We start from the raw sequence: 17,233 nt of genomic DNA, 5'->3' as shown, positions 1-17,233 counted from the left end.
AATGTATGGGAACAAATATTCCTATACAGCTACAATAATGCGAACATAGATGATCAGATTTGCATAGATGCCTACTTGTTTAATCGGAACTTTGCCGTACAAAGTTTAGAGAATGAAACTCTTTTCATGAACGGGTGATAAGATGAACGAAGGTAATGAAGTCTTTGTGAGCGACAGGAAGTTTCAGCTTGTGTCCGATTTCCGGCCGCAGGGCGACCAGCCTGCTGCGATTGAGCAGCTGCTGACAAGCATTCGGTCCGGGCAGCGCCACCAGACGCTGCTGGGCGCGACAGGCACCGGCAAAACGTTCACGGCCGCTCAGGTGATCGCCCAGTTGAACAGGCCGACGCTGCTGATCGCACACAACAAAACCTTGGCCGCCCAGCTGTGCAGCGAGCTGAAGGAGTTTTTTCCACACAATGCGGTGGAATATTTCGTTAGCTATTACGATTACTACCAGCCGGAGGCTTATATTCCTTCATCGGATACGTTTATCGAGAAGGATTCCAGCATCAATGACGAGATCGACAAGCTGCGCCACTCGGCGACCAGCTCCTTGTTTGAGCGGCGCGATGTCATTATTGTCGCGAGCGTTTCTTGTATTTACGGTCTCGGCTCTCCGATGGAATACCGGAGCCTCGTCATGTCGCTGCGCGTCGGGATGGAGCGCTCCCGCAACGATATTCTGCATCGGTTGATCGACATCCAGTACCAGCGCAACGATCTGAACTTTATTCGCGGCACGTTCCGCGTACGGGGCGATGTCGTCGAAATTTTTCCGGCCTCGCATTCGGAGCATGCGATTCGCGTCGAGCTGTTTGGCGATGAAATTGAGCGGATCACGGAAATTAACGTGCTGACCGGTGAAATTATTGGCGAGCGCGACCATATCGCGATTTTTCCGGCTTCTCACTTCGTCACCCAGGAGGAGACGATGAAGGTGGCGCTTGTCAACATCGAGCGCGAGCTGGAGGAGCGGCTGACTGTGCTGCGCGAGCAGGGAAAGCTGCTGGAGGCGCAGCGGCTGGAGCAGCGTACGCGTTATGATATCGAGATGATGCAGGAAATGGGCTTTTGCTCCGGCATTGAGAATTATTCCGGTCCGCTGACGTTCCGCGAGCGCGGAGCGACGCCGTACACGCTGTTCGACTATTTCCCGGACGACATGCTGGTTGTCATCGACGAGTCGCATGTCACGCTGCCGCAGGTGCGGGCGATGTACAACGGCGACCGGGCGCGGAAGGAAGTTCTGGTTGATCACGGCTTCCGGCTGCCTTCGGCCATGGATAACCGTCCGCTGCGCTTCGAGGAATTCGAAGGGAAAGTGAATCAGCTTTTGTATATTTCCGCGACGCCGGGGCCTTACGAGCTGGAGCATTGTCCGGAGATGGTGCAGCAGATCATCCGGCCGACAGGCCTCGTCGATCCGTTAATCGAGGTGCGTCCGACCAAGGGGCAAATCGACGATTTGCTCGGTGAAATTCAGGACCGCATCCAGAAGGATGAGCGTGTGCTCGTGACGACGCTGACCAAGAAAATGTCGGAGGATTTAACGGATTATTTCAAGGAAATCGGGATCAAGGTGCGGTATCTTCACTCCGAGATCAAGACGCTGGAGCGGATGCAAATTTTGCGCGATCTCCGGCTTGGCGTGTTTCATGTGCTTGTCGGCATTAATTTGCTGCGGGAAGGACTGGATTTGCCGGAGGTTTCACTTGTAGCGATTCTGGATGCCGACAAGGAAGGCTTTCTGCGCGCGGAGCGCTCGCTGATTCAGACCATCGGCCGCGCCGCGCGGAATGCGAACGGCCGGGTTATCATGTACGGGGATAAAATTACCGATTCCATGAATAAGGCGATCACGGAGACGGCGCGTCGCCGTACGATTCAGACGGCCTACAATGAGCAGCACGGCATTACGCCGCAGACGATCCAGAAGAAGGTTCGCGACGTAATTGAAGCGACCAAGGTTGCAGAGCAGAAGGCCGATTATCTCACCGATGTGAAGCAGGCCAAGATGTCGAAGAAGGATCGACTGGCTCTGATCGAGCGGTTGGAGCAGGAAATGAAGGAAGCCGCCAAAAATCTGCAGTTTGAGCGGGCCGCCGAGCTGCGCGACGCCGTGCTGGAGATGAAGGCCGAGCTGTAAAGAGAAAGGTAGGAACCTGCGCGTGGCTAGAGACAATATTGTGATCAAGGGCGCGAGAGCCCACAATCTCAAAAACATTGACGTGACGATTCCCCGTGATAAATTTGTCGTGCTGACGGGGCTTAGCGGCTCCGGCAAATCGTCCTTGGCGTTTGATACGATTTATGCGGAAGGTCAGCGCCGCTATGTTGAATCATTATCGGCTTACGCCCGGCAGTTTTTGGGCCAGATGGATAAGCCGGATGTCGATTCGATCGAAGGGCTGTCGCCCGCCATTTCCATCGACCAGAAAACGACCAGCCGCAACCCGCGTTCGACGGTCGGAACGGTTACGGAAATTTACGACTATTTGCGGCTGCTGTTCGCACGGGTCGGACGTCCGCATTGCCCTACGCATGGTATCGAAATTACTTCGCAGACGGTTGAGCAGATGGTGGACCGGATTATGGAATACCCGGAGCGGACGAAGCTGCAAATTTTGGCTCCGCTTATCTCCGGCCGTAAAGGGGAGCATACGAAGCTGCTGGCTGATATTCAAAAGCAGGGCTTTGTGCGCGTCCGGGTGAACGGCGAAATCCGCGACCTTTCGGAAACGATTGAGCTGGAGAAAAACAAAAAACATACGATCGAGGTTGTCGTTGACCGGATCGTCGTGAAGGAGGACGTTCAGACGCGTCTGGCCGACTCGCTGGAAACGGCGCTCAAGCTGGCCGAAGGCCGGGTCATCGTGGATGTGGTGGAGCAGGAGGAGCTGCTGTTCAGCCAAAACCTCGCCTGCCCGGAATGCGGCTTCAGCATTGAAGAGCTGGCTCCCCGGATGTTTTCGTTCAACAGCCCGTTTGGCGCCTGTCCGGAATGTGACGGTCTCGGCCAGAAGATGATTGTGGACCCGGAGCTGCTTGTGCCTGATCCTAAGCTGGCGATTGAAAACGGAGCTTTCGAGGCATGGGCGGGCAGCACCTCCAATTATTATCCGCAATTTCTTGCCGCTGTCTGCGAGCATTACGGAATCCCGCGGGATGTGCCGGTGCAGGAGCTGACCAAGGAGCAGATGAGCAAGCTGCTGAACGGTACAGGCGGCGAGAAAGTCAAATTTAAGTATGAAAACGACTTTGGTCATAAAAAGGAAGCAATGGTTGCTTTCGAGGGCATCGTGCATAACCTGGAGCGCCGCTACCGCGACACGTTCTCCGAGGGGATTCGCGAGCATATCGAGCAATATATGAGCGCTAAGCCTTGCGGGAAATGCAAAGGGCATCGCCTGAAGCCGGAGTCGCTGGCGGTTACGATCAACGAGCGCAATATCGCCCATGTCACCGCCTTGTCCATCGGGGAGGCGCATGACTGGTTTGATTCGCTAAGCTTGTCGGAGCGCGAGCTGCAAATCGCTCATTTGATTTTGAAAGAAATCAAGGCGCGACTCGGCTTCCTTGTGAACGTCGGCCTTGATTACTTGTCGATGCACCGGGCGGCGGGCACATTGTCCGGCGGCGAAGCGCAGCGTATTCGGCTTGCGACACAGATTGGCTCCAGTCTGATGGGTGTGTTGTATATTCTCGATGAGCCGAGCATCGGACTCCATCAGCGTGACAACGACCGGCTTATTCAGACGCTGGTGCATATGCGCGATTTGGGCAATACGTTGATCGTGGTCGAGCATGACGAGGATACGATGCTGGCTGCCGATTACATTATTGATATCGGACCGGGCGCAGGCATTCATGGCGGTCAAGTGGTCGCGCAAGGAACGCCGCAGGAAATTATGGAGGATGCCCAGTCGCTGACCGGCCAATATTTGAGCGGACGGAGATTTATTCCCGTGCCGGCCGAGCGGCGCAAGCCAAACGGCAAATGGCTGGAAATTCGCGGGGCGAAAGAAAACAATTTGCGCGGCGTCAACGTGAAGATTCCGCTCGGTGTGTTCAGTTGCGTAACCGGCGTGTCCGGTTCCGGTAAAAGTACGCTCATTAACGAAATTTTGTACAAGACGTTAGCTAAGGAATTAAACGGGGCCAAGGTGAAGCCCGGCGAGTACAAAGAGTTTAAAGGGCTGGAGCATGTCGACAAGGTGATCGACATCGACCAGTCGCCAATTGGCCGGACACCGCGCTCCAATCCGGCAACGTATACGGGCGTATTTGACGATATCCGTGACCTGTATGCGACGACGAATGAAGCGAAGGTTCGCGGCTACAAAAAGGGCCGGTTCAGCTTCAACGTCAAGGGCGGGCGCTGTGAAGCTTGCCGCGGCGACGGCATTATCAAAATCGAGATGCATTTCCTGCCGGACGTCTATGTGCCCTGCGAAATTTGCAAAGGCAAACGGTATAATCGCGAGACGCTGGAAATCAAATATAAGGGCAAAAGCATTGCCGACTTGCTTGAAATGACGATTGAGGATTCGTGCGAGTTTTTCAAAAACGTGCCGCGAATTCATCGCAAGCTGCAAACGATTCTGGATGTTGGGCTTGGTTACATGAAGCTGGGGCAGCCTGCCACGACGTTGTCCGGCGGTGAAGCCCAGCGCGTGAAGCTGGCGGCCGAGCTGTACCGGCGCAGCACGGGCAAGACGATTTATATTTTGGACGAGCCAACGACTGGCCTGCATATCGACGATATCGACCGGCTGCTCAAGGTGCTTCACCGCTTGGTGGAAAATGGCGACTCCGTTCTCGTCATCGAGCACAATCTTGATGTGATTAAAACCGCAGACCAGTTGATCGACCTCGGACCTGAAGGCGGTACACGCGGCGGTACGATCGTTGCGACCGGCACGCCGGAGGAGGTCGTTAAGGTCGAGGGCTCCTACACGGGGAAATATTTGAAGCCAATTCTGGAGCGTGATCGCGAGCGTTCAGAGGATTATTACAAACGGTTGAAGGAGCTGGCGGATACGCCGGTGTAAGTAGGCATTAGATGAAGGAAAAAAACCTCCGCTGTATCAGCATCCTGCAGGATATTGATATAGCGGAGGTTTTTAGCACGTCTCCAGCGCACTTACTATGACTCAGGCGTTACCCCTTCCACCGCCGCAATCGTAAAATAGGCTCTTACTCCGTTTGGGATATTTTCCGCTCCGTACGTCTGGTGATGCAGCTGAATGATTTCCTTGACGATGGACAGCCCGAGTCCTGTGCCGCCAGCCTTGCGGCTGCGTGAATCTTCCCCTCGGTAGAACCGGTCCCGGATCAGCGGAAGCTGGCTGTCCGGAATCGTGGCCCCTTCATTGGAGACGGAGACGCGGAGCTGTGTGTCCTGCCTCTCCACTCGAATCCGCACCGCGCTGCCTTCCTTGCCGATATAAGATTTATCATGTTACTCCTGCGGCTGATGCTGATGGTGGTGGAATTGGTGACACGCTCGATACTTATATGAAAAGACATGGGAAAGGTGAAACTATAAAAGTACATAGACATAATAGCGGCTATGGAGCAAATGCTGGTAGATGGGCACAAGCTAATTATCAATATGCTAAAACATAGAGGGTCAGTCTCAACAAATTAGACATCATGGATCCTAATTATTGTTCCAAATTTCTTTGGCAGGCTTTTTTCCGGGGAGAAAAGATAGACATTATAGGAAAAGGCTTTAATCAAAACGAAATCTCTTTCGTATATCCTGTATATTTTACATTATTTAACTGTACACTGAATAAAAAGTTGACAATCTTGTTACACTTTAAAGGAATGCTCGCTCTGTAAAAAGCCAGTTTGACAAATGTCTTGCACTTCGCAGCCAGTCAGGCTAAGATTAGGATAAGATATTTCTGCATAGAGAAGGAGGTCCCTCCATGTTTTTGGCTGAAGCGGCAGCTAGCTCTGCCAGTAATTTTAACGGTTTTGACATTTTTGTCGTCCTGTTTACGATCGTGATTTTAATCGGGGTTGTGCGCCAAGTGATGGCACCGAAGAAAAATTTGTTTGCGATCGGCTTTGGGATCGTATCGTTAGCTGTTTTCGTGACGATGAACGTTGTTATGATTCAGGGATGGATGAGCTAACAAGCTATCGTCATCATTTCCTGTTCAAATAATAAGCGCACGAAACCAAAAAAGGTGTCTCCAACGGGGAGACACCTTTTTTGTGTTTCACAGCGTTTTGTGGACAGCTTACACCCACCACATTTGGCCGAGCGGCTGCTTGATCAGCACTTGCTGGAGGTTTTGCACGGCTTTGGCGAAGCCTTCTTCAATGGACATCAGGCCGTCTTCATGCTCGATGCTGACCACATCATCATAGCCGACGAGACGAAGGGCGCTGATAATATCAGCCCATGTTTTCAGATCATGTCCGAAGCCTACGGTACGGAACTGCCAAGCACGGTCCAGCATGTTGGTGTACGGCTGCATGTCGGTTAAGCCATGGCGATGTACGTTAACCGGGTCAATCGTCGTGTCCTTGGCATGGAAGTGATGGATGGCGCCCGCGCGGCCAAGAATGTGAATCGCTTGCACAGGGTCGATGCCTTGCCACCACATATGGCTCGGGTCGAGGTTCGCGCCGATCACTTCGCCAGCCGCTTCGCGCAGTCTCAGCAGTGTGGCCGGTGTATGCACCGAGAATCCGCCATGCAGCTCCAGACCAAACTTCACGTTGCGGTCTGCTGCATACTTACCCGTTTCCGTCCAATACGGGATGACTTTGTTGGCCCACTGCCAATCGAGAATTTCTTTGAAATCCGGCGGCCATGGAGCAACCGGCCAGTTCGGATATTTCGCATCGTCGGAATCGCCGGGGCAGCCTGAGAACGTATTGACGACCGCAACTTCCAGCCGTTGTGCGAGATCGACCGTTTGAATGATCGCATCGTGGAATTCCTTGGCGATGGCCTTCTGCGGGTGAAGCGGGTTGCCGTGAACGCTCAGGGCGCTGATGGTCAGTCCGCGTGAGTCTACGGCTTGCTTGAAGGCTTTGAGCTTTGCGTCGTCTGCCAGCAGCTCAGCCGGGTTACAGTGGGAATTGCCCGGATATCCGCCGGTTCCAATTTCTACAGCTTCCAGACCATGAGCGGCGATAATGTCAAGTGCTTCTTCCAATGGCTTCTGTTGGAACAAAACTGCGAAAACCCCTAACTTCATGAACAGGCACCTCCGGATAATTTCAAAATGAACGCGTGTACAATGCATGGATCTAAAGCAAATTATAGCATTTCTCCGCCAGGTTATCCAAGTACGGATTTGCGACATCCGTTGTTTCGGCAGCCGTAGTGCCGCCCGCGCAGAACCGTGCGAACGGTTGGCAGCTGGCCAAGCGGCCGGAATTCCATTTGCCTCGGATAGGATGTGCTTCTGGAGCAAAAGCTAAGTAAGGAAAACTTGCCGGGTCGGGTCCTGCAGGGCTTCGTGACGGTCCTGTGACAAAGTTTGGTTTCGACAAACGTGCTCGACAGTATTCCCGTTTCTTTGTAAAGCACTTCACTTATAATGGGAACTACCTTCCGAGGAAGCAGGCAACTAACCTTTGATAAGAGAGGGCGGATTGTGTGGTAAGAATAAAAGATACTCAGCTCGTAGAAACGGTTGCAGGTACATGGCTGCGCTTCCCCAACAACTTCAGAAAGTTTAATTGCCTGGTCGAGCTGCCTGGTCAGATGACAATGAACATCAATTCCAAATCGGGCAGCATTCACATTCACAAAAAGGACAGCAACAACGTCTATCAGCCATTTGGCGAGCTGTCGCTGTCCTCCACCGGCAATCAGCTGCAATCGGCGCTGTACGGCATCCAACCGGCATCTCTGCCGACAGGAGCTGTGGAGAAGCCGCTTAGGCAGTCAGATGCAAGCTAACCTCTAGGATGAACTAAACAAAAAGCGGGTCTTGCGAAAAAAGCAGCGCTTCGGGGAACGGAGGTTAGTCCGTCAGCCGAAAACGCTGCTTTTGTTGCCTTTCATGACCACGTCCAGTGGGTCAGACCGTTGTATATTTTTAACACCGTAGCGCTGTCACCGCTGTAAACGATCACGGCTGCCGTAACAAACAGCTGCGTTAGAGCGCAGCGGGCATAAAAGTACCGTTTGGACACCTTCCGCTTGTTGACGGTTGTCAGCCCGAAGAAGTTTTCCAGAGCAAGCAGTAAGCCATGATAGACGCCCCAGAGCACATACAGCCAGCTGAAGCCATGCCATAGGCCGATCAGCACCATGACGAGCATGGACAAGCCGGCAGCGGTCCATTTCGTCGGCGTCTGCCGAGAGACGAACATAAAGATATGATCGCGGAACCAATCGCCCAGCGTCGCATGCCAATTGCGCCAATATTGGGTGAGGGTAGGCGACTGGAACGGTTTCTTGAAGTTTTCCGGCACATTGTAGCCCATCAGACGGCCAAAGCCGACGGCGATATCGGAATATCCGGAGAAATCAAAGAAAATCAACGCATAAAACCAGACCATCAGAAATAGCGATTCGTGAACCTGCAGCTGCTCGGCGCCGGAGACGCGACTGAACACATCCGTCATCCAGGTAACAAGCACGATTTTTTTGAACATGCCGAGAATGATCCGTTTGACGTACTGCTCCGTCTGAGCCGCATCGACCTGGTAAGGCTGCTTCGTATCGGCCATGAAATCGCGGAATTTGAGAATCGGACCGGAGGTGAACGTCGGGATAAACAAAATATAGTTGAAATAGTCCAGCATGCTGGCGCGGGAGTCACGGCCGATAAAGTAGGCGAAATACAACGCGTCAATGACCTTTAGCACGTTATAAATCAGCCCGAGTGTTATAACGACGTCAAACAGCGGGTGCGTGAACAGCTCCATCCCGAACAGCCGCAGCGAACAGACGGCCGCAACGTTAGCTGCGACCAGCCCGATAAAAGCGGTTTTGCGCAGCTTCTGTATGCGGCCTAGCCCGATAAAGGCCATATAGTTGAGCGCCGTATAAGCTAAATAAAAGACAAACAGCTTCTGGCTGAAGACGAGCAAAAAGCACAGATTGAACGCCAGCAGCAAATAGCGCTTGTTGCCCGGCAGGCGGCGGCTCAGTGCAAGCACCAGCACCATGCCGATCATCGCCAGCACGGCGTTCATATTTAAATACCACATGGTCGGTTATCCTCCAAGCGCGCAGCGTAGGCGTCCCCTTCTGAGCAGCCTATACGGCGCCCAGAACTAAAATCCTTCGTAAATAAACAGCCCTTTCCCGGTAAAGTACACGAGCACAAGGATGAGCATGATCAAATAAATCACGACTTCGACGATGCGGCGAGCGAGGCGAGCCATGCGTCCACCTCCTTCGTAAACACGGGAGCGCCTTCCTGGCGGCTCAGATGGACGAGATCATGGAAATACGCCGGATCATACGTTTGCAGCAGATCAAGCGAAGGCACTCCTGCAGCCTGCAGTCTCGCGTCGACAGTCCGCTTCAGCTCCGGCATATAACGCGGCAGCTCGTAGCTGCGATTCCACGGCATCCATACGACCCGCAGCGGCAGACGCTGGGATTCGGCATACCGGATAATCCAGTCGAGAGCGGCCAGGTTGTCCTTATACTCGGCAGGGGTCGCCCATCCGTACTCGCGGTCGTAATCCAGCTCTTTTTCCTTCATCTTCTCCGGCTCCATATGGCCGAAATACAGCATTTTATCAATCCAGCGCGGCTCGTAACGCAAAACCTCCGCAGGGTCAAGCTGGACGAGTCCCCGGTAGAGCTGCTTGGCGGCCTCCGTGCCCGAATCTCGGAAGTAGTCGCGGTATGCATACACATACGGCTCGTACCATGGCTTGAACCACGGATACGTCGGATCGGTTTCCATAAAGTCGAGCATCGTATGGACGTCGATCCCGACGACGAGCTGCCCCTCCACGTGGAAGCGGCCCTGCTCCAAAATCGCCTTGAGATCGGTCAGCTTCCCATAGGACAGTCCCATCTCAATCAGCTTCGATGTGGAGTCCGGTTCGATATAGGCGCCGGTGACAGCCGAGTTGCCGTAAAATACCGGTCCGCTCGTCTGCCCGTTGTGGTGATAGATCGTTTTGGTGAAGTCGTTTTTGTAAAAACGCCGCGACGTGTCCATCGGGTCCCGCAGCGAGAGCAGGACATCCGAGGCCACGAAAGCGGCGAGCAGCAGCAGCACGAAGCTGTTTTTGCGCAGAAAAAGGGTTGTTTTGTGCATCATGCCGTCGTCTCTAGACTGCCAGCCGCTGCCAGGCCGCAAATTGCTCGCGGAAGGCGGCCGGCCAGTTCGTTTCATCCAGTCCATACTGAGCGAGGAAGGCGAATGTCCAACGCTCGATGCCGAAGCCGACGCAGCCGGTAACGGCCGCACGTTTGCCCATGGAAATATTGAAAGCATTGCCGAACGTATTACTGTGGAAGTTGACCGAGCTGCACGCAATCGACTTTCCGATATGCGGAATCGTCAGCCGCAGTTCATACTTCATCTCCTGATTGCGCTGGAACGAAGCTTTTACCTGGAAATCGTTGGTGAAAAAAGGATCATTGGCAACCTCCAGGATGCTGTCCACGTTCCATTCCACGGCTAGCTCTTTCAAGTATTCGATCGCACGCAGCCGGTTTTCCTTGACAAAGTCAGGCTTGCCGACGAAGATGATCTCCCGCATGCTGAAATCAAGCAGCCGGCCAAAGTCGGAATGGTTGCGCGATTCGAAGCGGTGGCACTTGGAAATCGCGGTTACGATCCGGCCTTCGCCTTCCAGCGTTTCGTTCTGCAGACCCTCGTAGCAATGGTAACAGGTCGAAGGGTTCATCGTGAACTTGGGCTTCGGCATATTGGCGTTCAAATCCAGCGGCGTTTCGTTTTTCCAGCCCCCGGTATCGCGGATCGACTGGGAAAACGCCTCGATAATGTCCAGATCCTCGCGCAGATGGCTCAGGAAATGAATATGCTCGGGGAACGAAGTAAAATGATTCGTTTTATTCAGCGTTTCCGCATGAATGACCGCCGGGTATTCTTCCGTTGTCAGCCCCTCGAACCGGTTGGCCACCTTCGTTACAAAGCTGTAGTCGAAGAACCGCATCAGGCTGGAGAACGGCTCGCGGAAAATAAACAGCCCCGGCTCCAGCACCTTGATGATCTTTTTATCCGCCAGCTCGGCAATAATGTCGCCTTCATATGGCGTAGCCGTGCGATGCTCGAACAGAATGTTTTCCTTAAAGCCGAAGTCGCCTTGGGAAAACCGCTCGATCAGCTTGCGCACGCGTTCCTCGATGGCTTCGTTGCCCTTGGGCGATTGATGCACGATCCGGATCGAGTCCGCATCAAGCTGAATATCCTGAATCGTCTCGTCGATAAACGACGCGGCGTACTTTAATTGTCCATGCTGGCTGGCCGCCAGTCCTGCGAGCGATACGATGCATTCCACGTTGCGTTACCTCGCCTTCTTAGAGTGAATAAATGCGGCGATTTCCCGCACCGTGTTCATCGGGTGCAGCATCAAATCCTGCGGCGTTACCTGAATGCCGTACGTTTGCTCAATATGCGCAATCAGCGCCGTGGCGCCCATCGAATCAATAAAACCGTAATCGAACAAATGGACATCTGTCGAAAAATCGTCGTCGTCCTGGTCGATATCGTAACGGCTGCGGATATGCGTCTCCAACTCGTCAAGCAGTTGCTGCATAGGTAAAGCCTCCTTGGTCGATAGTTAGGCATCAGCGATGCGTGTCCGGTCAAGCTGTTACCAGGCGATGGTTAGCTGCACGGGGTCTCCGAAATGAGTAACGGTGTAGCTGTAGCCGCCAGCCGTCTGCTCCTGCTGGATGGTCAGCTCCGGGCCTTCAATCTGCAGCGGTTCCGGGCTGTGCAGCCTGACCTGCTGCATGCCGGCCGCCTGCAGGCTTAGCTGCCAGCGCCGGTCTGCCGTCTGCAGCGCATACGGCACGTTCACACGCTGCATATGGAGCGTGTCGGCGGAGCCAGCGGTCGTTGGCGAAGTTGCCGCCGTGTTTGCCGTTGCGAGCGGCGTGCCCGCGGTGATTGCAGAGGCGTCAGCGGCAGCGAGCGGCGTGCCAGCCGCTTGTGCGGCGCCGGAAGCGGCTGGCGGCGACGAAGGGACTGGCGGCGACGAAGGGACTGCGGCGGCAGACGCCCCGGCGTTTGGTACGGAGCCGGTGGCTGCAGTGTCAGCAGCCGTGCGGCTAGCGGGCAGCTTCGGCAAGGAAGCTGCCGGGCTTGCAGCGGCAGACGCGTCTGCCGCAACCTCAGTCTGCTGCGTCAACGACGCTGCTCCTGTCGCCTCAGCCTGTCCAGCCGGAGGCTTCGCAAAATGCACCGTCTCGGCCTGCGCCGCGCCGACGTACAGCTTGCCGCCGCGCAGGTCGCGGACCGCGGCGTCGGTGGCGGGCAGCCGTCCGCTGTAGGCGCTGCCCGGCTCCACGACCAGGCCGAGTGTTCCACGGTACTCGGCTGCCTGCTCCGGTACGCCGGATGGGTCCGGCGTAAGCTTGAAGCGCGGGTCGGCCGACAGGCCGAGCAGCCGCTTCACCCGCAGCGTCACCGCGTCCGTCCAGGGACGGGACAGCTTGACCGCGGTCGTCTTCGCATTGAGGACCGACCGGGCCATCTGGGTTTCGGTCATAAAGTTATAGCTGTGCGTATTGCGCAGCTCGTCCAGATACGTGACAAATTCCAGCAGCTCCCGCTCACGCAGCGGAAAGTGATATTCAATATGCTCGAAATAGTTGATCGGCAAATCATTTGCGGCATAAGCCTCGAACAAATCCTTCGTCGAGTAGGCCGAGTCGGTGCGCAGCACCGGAGCCGGGGTCGACAGCAGCATCGGCTGCTTCAGGTCCGGTTCTCCGGCCGCATCGGTCATCAGAAATGGCATTCCCCAGTTGTATTCCACACCAAGCCGCGGGTCGGCCTTGATGAAGGACGGCTTAAAGCCAAAATTAAACCAGATGTCCGCTGCCCGCTCATTGTTCAGCGTTTGCGTCCGGTCGGGGTTATTGATGCGCCAGGTGTGCTGGTTGGTACCCGTATGCTTCCACGGAATGCCGAGCTTTTCAAACGCCTGCCGATGGAGAGCGATTTCCTGCTTCTCCTGGGCGTCGCTCGTAAACTGATGGAAAAACAGATGCGGGTACAGCTCCAGCCCATTTGTTTTAGTGTAGTCGATAAAGGCGGCAAGCTGCTCCGCGTAAGGAAAGGCGGGATCGTCGATCGGCACCGGGTTGCTGAACTCCAGCTGCCCGACGATCAGATCGTCCCGGCCGTCGCCGTTCAGGTCATGCCAGAGCGGGACGGCGTTATGCCCGCCGACCAGCGCCCGGCTGCCGAGCTGGTTCAGCCCGGCGCCTTCAAGCACGCCCGCGTCCCGCCAGGTGACGCGGCCCGCTGCATCGACCTGCTGCACGTACACGCGCAGGTCTCCCTCCAGGCCGCCGACAACGAGGTCGGCGCGCCCATCCCCGTCCATATCCCGGATGGACGGGGCGGCAAAGCTGGACGGCAGCCGGACAAGCGGCTGCCCGGAGCCCCAAGCGAGCGCTCCGCCGGAGCCGCGCTCGCCGGGGTACAGCGTCACCGCGCCAGTGCCGTCCCCGACCACGAGGTCGGGGACGCCGTCTCCGGTGACGTCGCCGACAGCCGCCGCCACCGGAGCGGCGGCGCGAATCGGCTGCCCGCCGCCAAGCAGCGCGGCAGGCGAAGTAAATACGCCGCCGGGCTGCCCGTAGGCGGCGGCCAGCGAGCCGTCCGACCGGCCGATGATCAGGTCGGGCCGGCCGTCGCCGTTCAGATCGTACGCGGCTGCGCTGGCGTACGATGCACCAGCGGTCAGCGGCGCGCCCCCGGCGGTGCGCAGGGCCGTCCGCTGACCGAAGGCCAGCGGGGGCGGCGTCCCCGCTGGCAGCTGCTGGGCCGCGTAGCCCGCGGCCCCCTTGGCGTCCCCGGCTGCAAGGCCGGGGTACATATACAGCGCGCCGTCGCTGGAGCCGACGAGGAGATCAACCGTCCCGTCGCCGTTGATGTCGGCGAGCGCCGGGACGGCCCGAACCGGCTCCGTAATGGCGTCGCCGAGCGAGCGGTAGCTCGGGTACGGCGCGAGCCGAATCGGCTGTCCGTCCGCGAGCAGCCGCGTGCCGCTGGAATAGAAGGAATTGGGCGTCTCGCCTGCGAAGGCGGGCTTGGCGTTTGTGCCAGTGTTCAGATGGACGACGACCGATTCCTGCCAGTGTCCCCACGTAAACGCGGAGCGGACGAGCGAGAAGGACGGCACCTGCCGGTAGCGGCGCAGCAGCTCCGCCCATTGGATGCCCTCTCCGTCGCGGATCGCCTCCATCGCCTCGAAGTGGTTCTGATGCGCCATCGCAGGCCGCCCATATGGGCCGAGCACCTTCTTGACGCTGTAGCCAAGCTTGAGCCGGGACACATAGGCGGCGTATTCCGTGCGGAGCAGCGCATTGCCGGAGGAGAACGTAAAGTGGAAATACGGCTCCGTCTGCAGCTGATTCCGATCAAAATACAACGCGCCCACCGACGGCTTCAACGCGGCGTTGTCCTCGGCGGCTACCCGCTCGAAGCCAAGCGCCGGGTCGATGCCGCTTTTCAAATCGTAGCCGGTCACGAAATACCGGTTCGGCAGCAGCATGCCGCTGAGAAACACGGTACCCTCACCGACGCGGTTGACGCTGTACAGCGTCAAGCCGTCCATCGTGACGAGCGGCTGCGCCGTCGAGGGCCGGATGCCCTTGCCCCAGGAAAACCGGCTCAGGCTAGCTTGCGTATCGTGGCGGAAAAACGTATCCGCGAACGTCCGCAGCACCTGCTGCACACCGAGCACATCGGCGTCCACGCCGGGGTATTCCCACAGCGTGGCGCCGGGCGCCGTCGGCAGCTTCGTTTTCGCCGGAGCCGGGACATCGACCACCTCGGCCGCTCCGAGAAAGGCGGGGGCGAAGTCGGCGGCAAAATCATTTTCAAGGAACAAATGTCCGCCCTGCCGAACGTAAGCCTCCAGCAGCAGCCGCTGGTCATCCGTCAGCTTGCCGTGCAGGGACGGGTCCAAATAAATCGTATCGTAGCCATGTAACGTGCGGGCCGACAGCTTGTCAAGCTCGCCCCGTTCCAGCGTCAATCCAGCCAGCAGCGACTGCTTCAGCTGACCGTAGGCGGCGGGATCGAAGCTTGCTCCCTGCGAGGCGTACAGCATGCGAACCTCCAGCCGCTTCTCGACCGGGAACAGAACAAACAGAAGAACCGCAAGCGGCAGCAGTCCGAGCGCGGTTACAACGACCTTGCGGAAAGGAGTACGTATCAAAGCAAATCCCTCATTAAACGTGATGCAACGCAAGCCGCGGAGCGAAATCCGCCGAACGTTGTCAATCCATGGACAGTCCTTCGCCATTATAGCACGGATAGCGGTCTTTGTTAACTTGAGGAGGCCGTTAGACAGGGCAATCGAATGGGCCGGCGGAGGCTCAGCAGCGCGGCCTCCCCGGCTTGTCCTGCCTGCACGTTTACTAGACCGCCGGGGAGTGATGAACGAGCAGCCGGTTGCGGCCGCTTTCCTTGGCAGCATACAACGCCTTGTCGGCATCCAGCAGCAGCTCCCCGGGCGCTCCGCCCGGATCAGGCAGGATGGAGGCCAGGCCGATGCTGACCGTCACATGTCCGGCAATTTTGGAGCGGGCATGGGGCAGCGCGAGGTCAACGATTTGCTTTCGAAGCTGCTCGGCGATCCGGATGGCTTCCTCCAACTCGACGCCTTCCAGCACAGCGGCAAATTCTTCGCCTCCATAGCGGGCGACAAAATGGCCGTTTCCCCGGATCAGCGCCTCCGCCGTGCGGGCAACGACACGCAGCGCCTCGTCACCGCCCAGATGGCCGTAGCAGTCATTGTACCGCTTGAAATAGTCAACATCGAACAGAAACACCGTGAGCCGGGTTTGCTCGGCGGCTGCGGTCATCCATGCCTGAGCTAATACCTCGTCCAGCCGCCGGCGGTTCGGGATGCCGGTCAATCCATCCAGATCGGACAGCTTCTGGAGCTTGTCGAGCGCTTCCTGCAAGCTTTTCTCGGTCATCTTGCGGTCGGTGACGTCGCGGACGCTGAGCAGCAGCGCCTGTTCATCCTGATAGACGATCAGGGAGAGCGAGATTTCGATATAAAGCCGGCTGCCATCCGGCCGGATAAGAATGTCATTAAGCAGCTGCGGCTCAGAGCTGTTGCCCTCCAGCAAGCTGTTCAACAGCAGCGTTGCCCGCTGTCGGGTCCGGTCCCTGTGCGAGGGATGGATAAATTCATAATAATACCGGTTCATGACATCGTGACGGTTTGCTTCCTGTAGTAAGGCAACTCCGCGGTTATTGGCAAACGTAATGCGGCCATCGCGCATGATCACGAAGGTGGCGTCCGGCGAGGCCATCATCAGCTTGCGATAGCGCTCCTCGCTTTCGGTCAGCTTGCGGGTAGCCGCGTGCGTGCGGACGATGTATAAAAATACGCTGACAGCCAGCACGCCCATCAGCGATGAGCTGAGCGTATGATACAGCATCACCTGATACAGCTCGGCGAGCTTGCCGCTGCGGCTCAGATTGAATCCGATCGTGGTAAGCACGAGCAGCAACGCGACGGTATTCATCGCCAGAAAGCGGCGGATCGTCAGCCCGCTGCGTCCGGCGAATAAGCTGCATACAAGTGCAACAGTCAGCAGCATGACGGAGGCCGAGACCGAGGCGTAAGAGACGCCGAATAGCCCGATTCGACCGGTATTAATCAGCAAAGCCGCCATAAAAGCGGGGACAGGTCCTCCTTGCAGAGCGGCGATCACGACAGGAATATGGCGAAGATCGGCAATGGTGTTATCATCCAGCCGCAGCGCATACAGCATCAGCAGCACGCCAAGCAGGCCGAAGCACACCCCTCCGAACAGCTTCCACTTTAATGGGGATTCCCGTGTCAGCGAATGTCCCTTGAAAATTTGCCCGATGACAAAAAAGGCTGCGACGAGAATGGAAGCATTGACCACAAAATCTTTGAGCATGACAGACGGTTCACCACCGAAAATGTAGAATATAGATGATATTCGTCACGATTTGACAAATTCCCTTGTGGACGGACAAAAATTGACTACATTTTGATTCTTACGTCCCGGATATGCCTGCTGGAGGCGATG

The 17,233-nt window shown here is 56.4% G+C and carries 12 protein-coding genes; 4 read left to right on the top strand and 8 right to left on the bottom strand.

Features of this window, described 5'->3' with window-relative positions; all coding sequences use genetic code 11:
* Positions 1–142: 142 nt before the first annotated feature.
* Both uvrB and uvrA read left to right on the top strand, forming a co-directional pair.
* Positions 143–2,149 (top strand): excinuclease ABC subunit UvrB, encoded by a 2,007-nt coding sequence (gene uvrB, locus AC6ROY_RS14560; RefSeq protein ID WP_500101281.1) that lies wholly within the window; start codon positions 143–145, stop codon positions 2,147–2,149.
* A 22-nt stretch (positions 2,150–2,171) separates the two neighbouring features.
* On the top strand, positions 2,172–5,054 hold the full coding sequence (gene uvrA, locus AC6ROY_RS14555; protein WP_500101280.1) for an excinuclease ABC subunit UvrA: 2,883 nt from the start codon (positions 2,172–2,174) through the stop codon (positions 5,052–5,054).
* Between the two features lie 95 nt (positions 5,055–5,149).
* Here the strand turns inward: uvrA and AC6ROY_RS14550 are convergent, their stop codons facing one another.
* A complete protein-coding gene (locus AC6ROY_RS14550; RefSeq protein WP_500101279.1) occupies positions 5,150–5,428 on the bottom strand; it encodes an ATP-binding protein in 279 nt (92 codons plus the stop codon).
* Positions 5,429–5,939: 511 nt separating this feature from the next.
* On the opposite strand from AC6ROY_RS14550, the gene AC6ROY_RS14545 reads away from it, so the two are divergent.
* Positions 5,940–6,149 carry a DUF2759 family protein gene (locus AC6ROY_RS14545; protein ID WP_500101278.1) on the top strand — a complete coding sequence of 70 codons (210 nt, stop codon included), beginning with the start codon at positions 5,940–5,942 and terminating at the stop codon, positions 6,147–6,149.
* A gap of 108 nt (positions 6,150–6,257) precedes the next feature.
* Here the strand turns inward: AC6ROY_RS14545 and AC6ROY_RS14540 are convergent, their stop codons facing one another.
* Entirely contained in the window at positions 6,258–7,226 is a 969-nt protein-coding gene (locus AC6ROY_RS14540) for a sugar phosphate isomerase/epimerase family protein (protein WP_500101277.1), read from the bottom strand.
* Positions 7,227–7,630: 404 nt separating this feature from the next.
* Between AC6ROY_RS14540 and AC6ROY_RS14535 the strand changes: the two genes are divergently transcribed.
* Positions 7,631–7,936, top strand: coding sequence for a hypothetical protein (locus AC6ROY_RS14535; RefSeq protein WP_500101276.1), 306 nt, complete (start codon positions 7,631–7,633; stop codon positions 7,934–7,936).
* A gap of 101 nt (positions 7,937–8,037) precedes the next feature.
* Here the strand turns inward: AC6ROY_RS14535 and AC6ROY_RS14530 are convergent, their stop codons facing one another.
* From AC6ROY_RS14530 to AC6ROY_RS14505, 6 genes are all read right to left on the bottom strand, one after another.
* Positions 8,038–9,195 (bottom strand): MBOAT family O-acyltransferase, encoded by a 1,158-nt coding sequence (locus AC6ROY_RS14530; protein WP_500101275.1) that lies wholly within the window; start codon positions 9,193–9,195, stop codon positions 8,038–8,040.
* A 140-nt stretch (positions 9,196–9,335) separates the two neighbouring features.
* Entirely contained in the window at positions 9,336–10,268 is a 933-nt protein-coding gene (locus AC6ROY_RS14525; protein WP_500101274.1) for a hypothetical protein, read from the bottom strand.
* A 10-nt stretch (positions 10,269–10,278) separates the two neighbouring features.
* A complete protein-coding gene (locus tag AC6ROY_RS14520) occupies positions 10,279–11,475 on the bottom strand; it encodes a class-II aminoacyl-tRNA synthetase family protein (RefSeq protein WP_500101273.1) in 1,197 nt (398 codons plus the stop codon).
* A 6-nt stretch (positions 11,476–11,481) separates the two neighbouring features.
* Complete coding sequence (locus AC6ROY_RS14515) at positions 11,482–11,733, bottom strand: acyl carrier protein (RefSeq protein ID WP_500101272.1); 252 nt, start codon at positions 11,731–11,733, stop codon at positions 11,482–11,484.
* Between the two features lie 57 nt (positions 11,734–11,790).
* Positions 11,791–15,375 (bottom strand): FG-GAP repeat domain-containing protein, encoded by a 3,585-nt coding sequence (locus tag AC6ROY_RS14510; protein WP_500101271.1) that lies wholly within the window; start codon positions 15,373–15,375, stop codon positions 11,791–11,793.
* A gap of 202 nt (positions 15,376–15,577) precedes the next feature.
* Positions 15,578–17,101 (bottom strand): diguanylate cyclase domain-containing protein, encoded by a 1,524-nt coding sequence (locus AC6ROY_RS14505; RefSeq protein WP_500101270.1) that lies wholly within the window; start codon positions 17,099–17,101, stop codon positions 15,578–15,580.
* Positions 17,102–17,233: the final 132 nt, after the last annotated feature.

Source organism: Paenibacillus sp. sg306046, from assembly GCF_059821225.1.
Note: the sequence above shows the minus strand (reverse complement) of the source record. Positions and strands in the feature narration are given on the sequence as shown.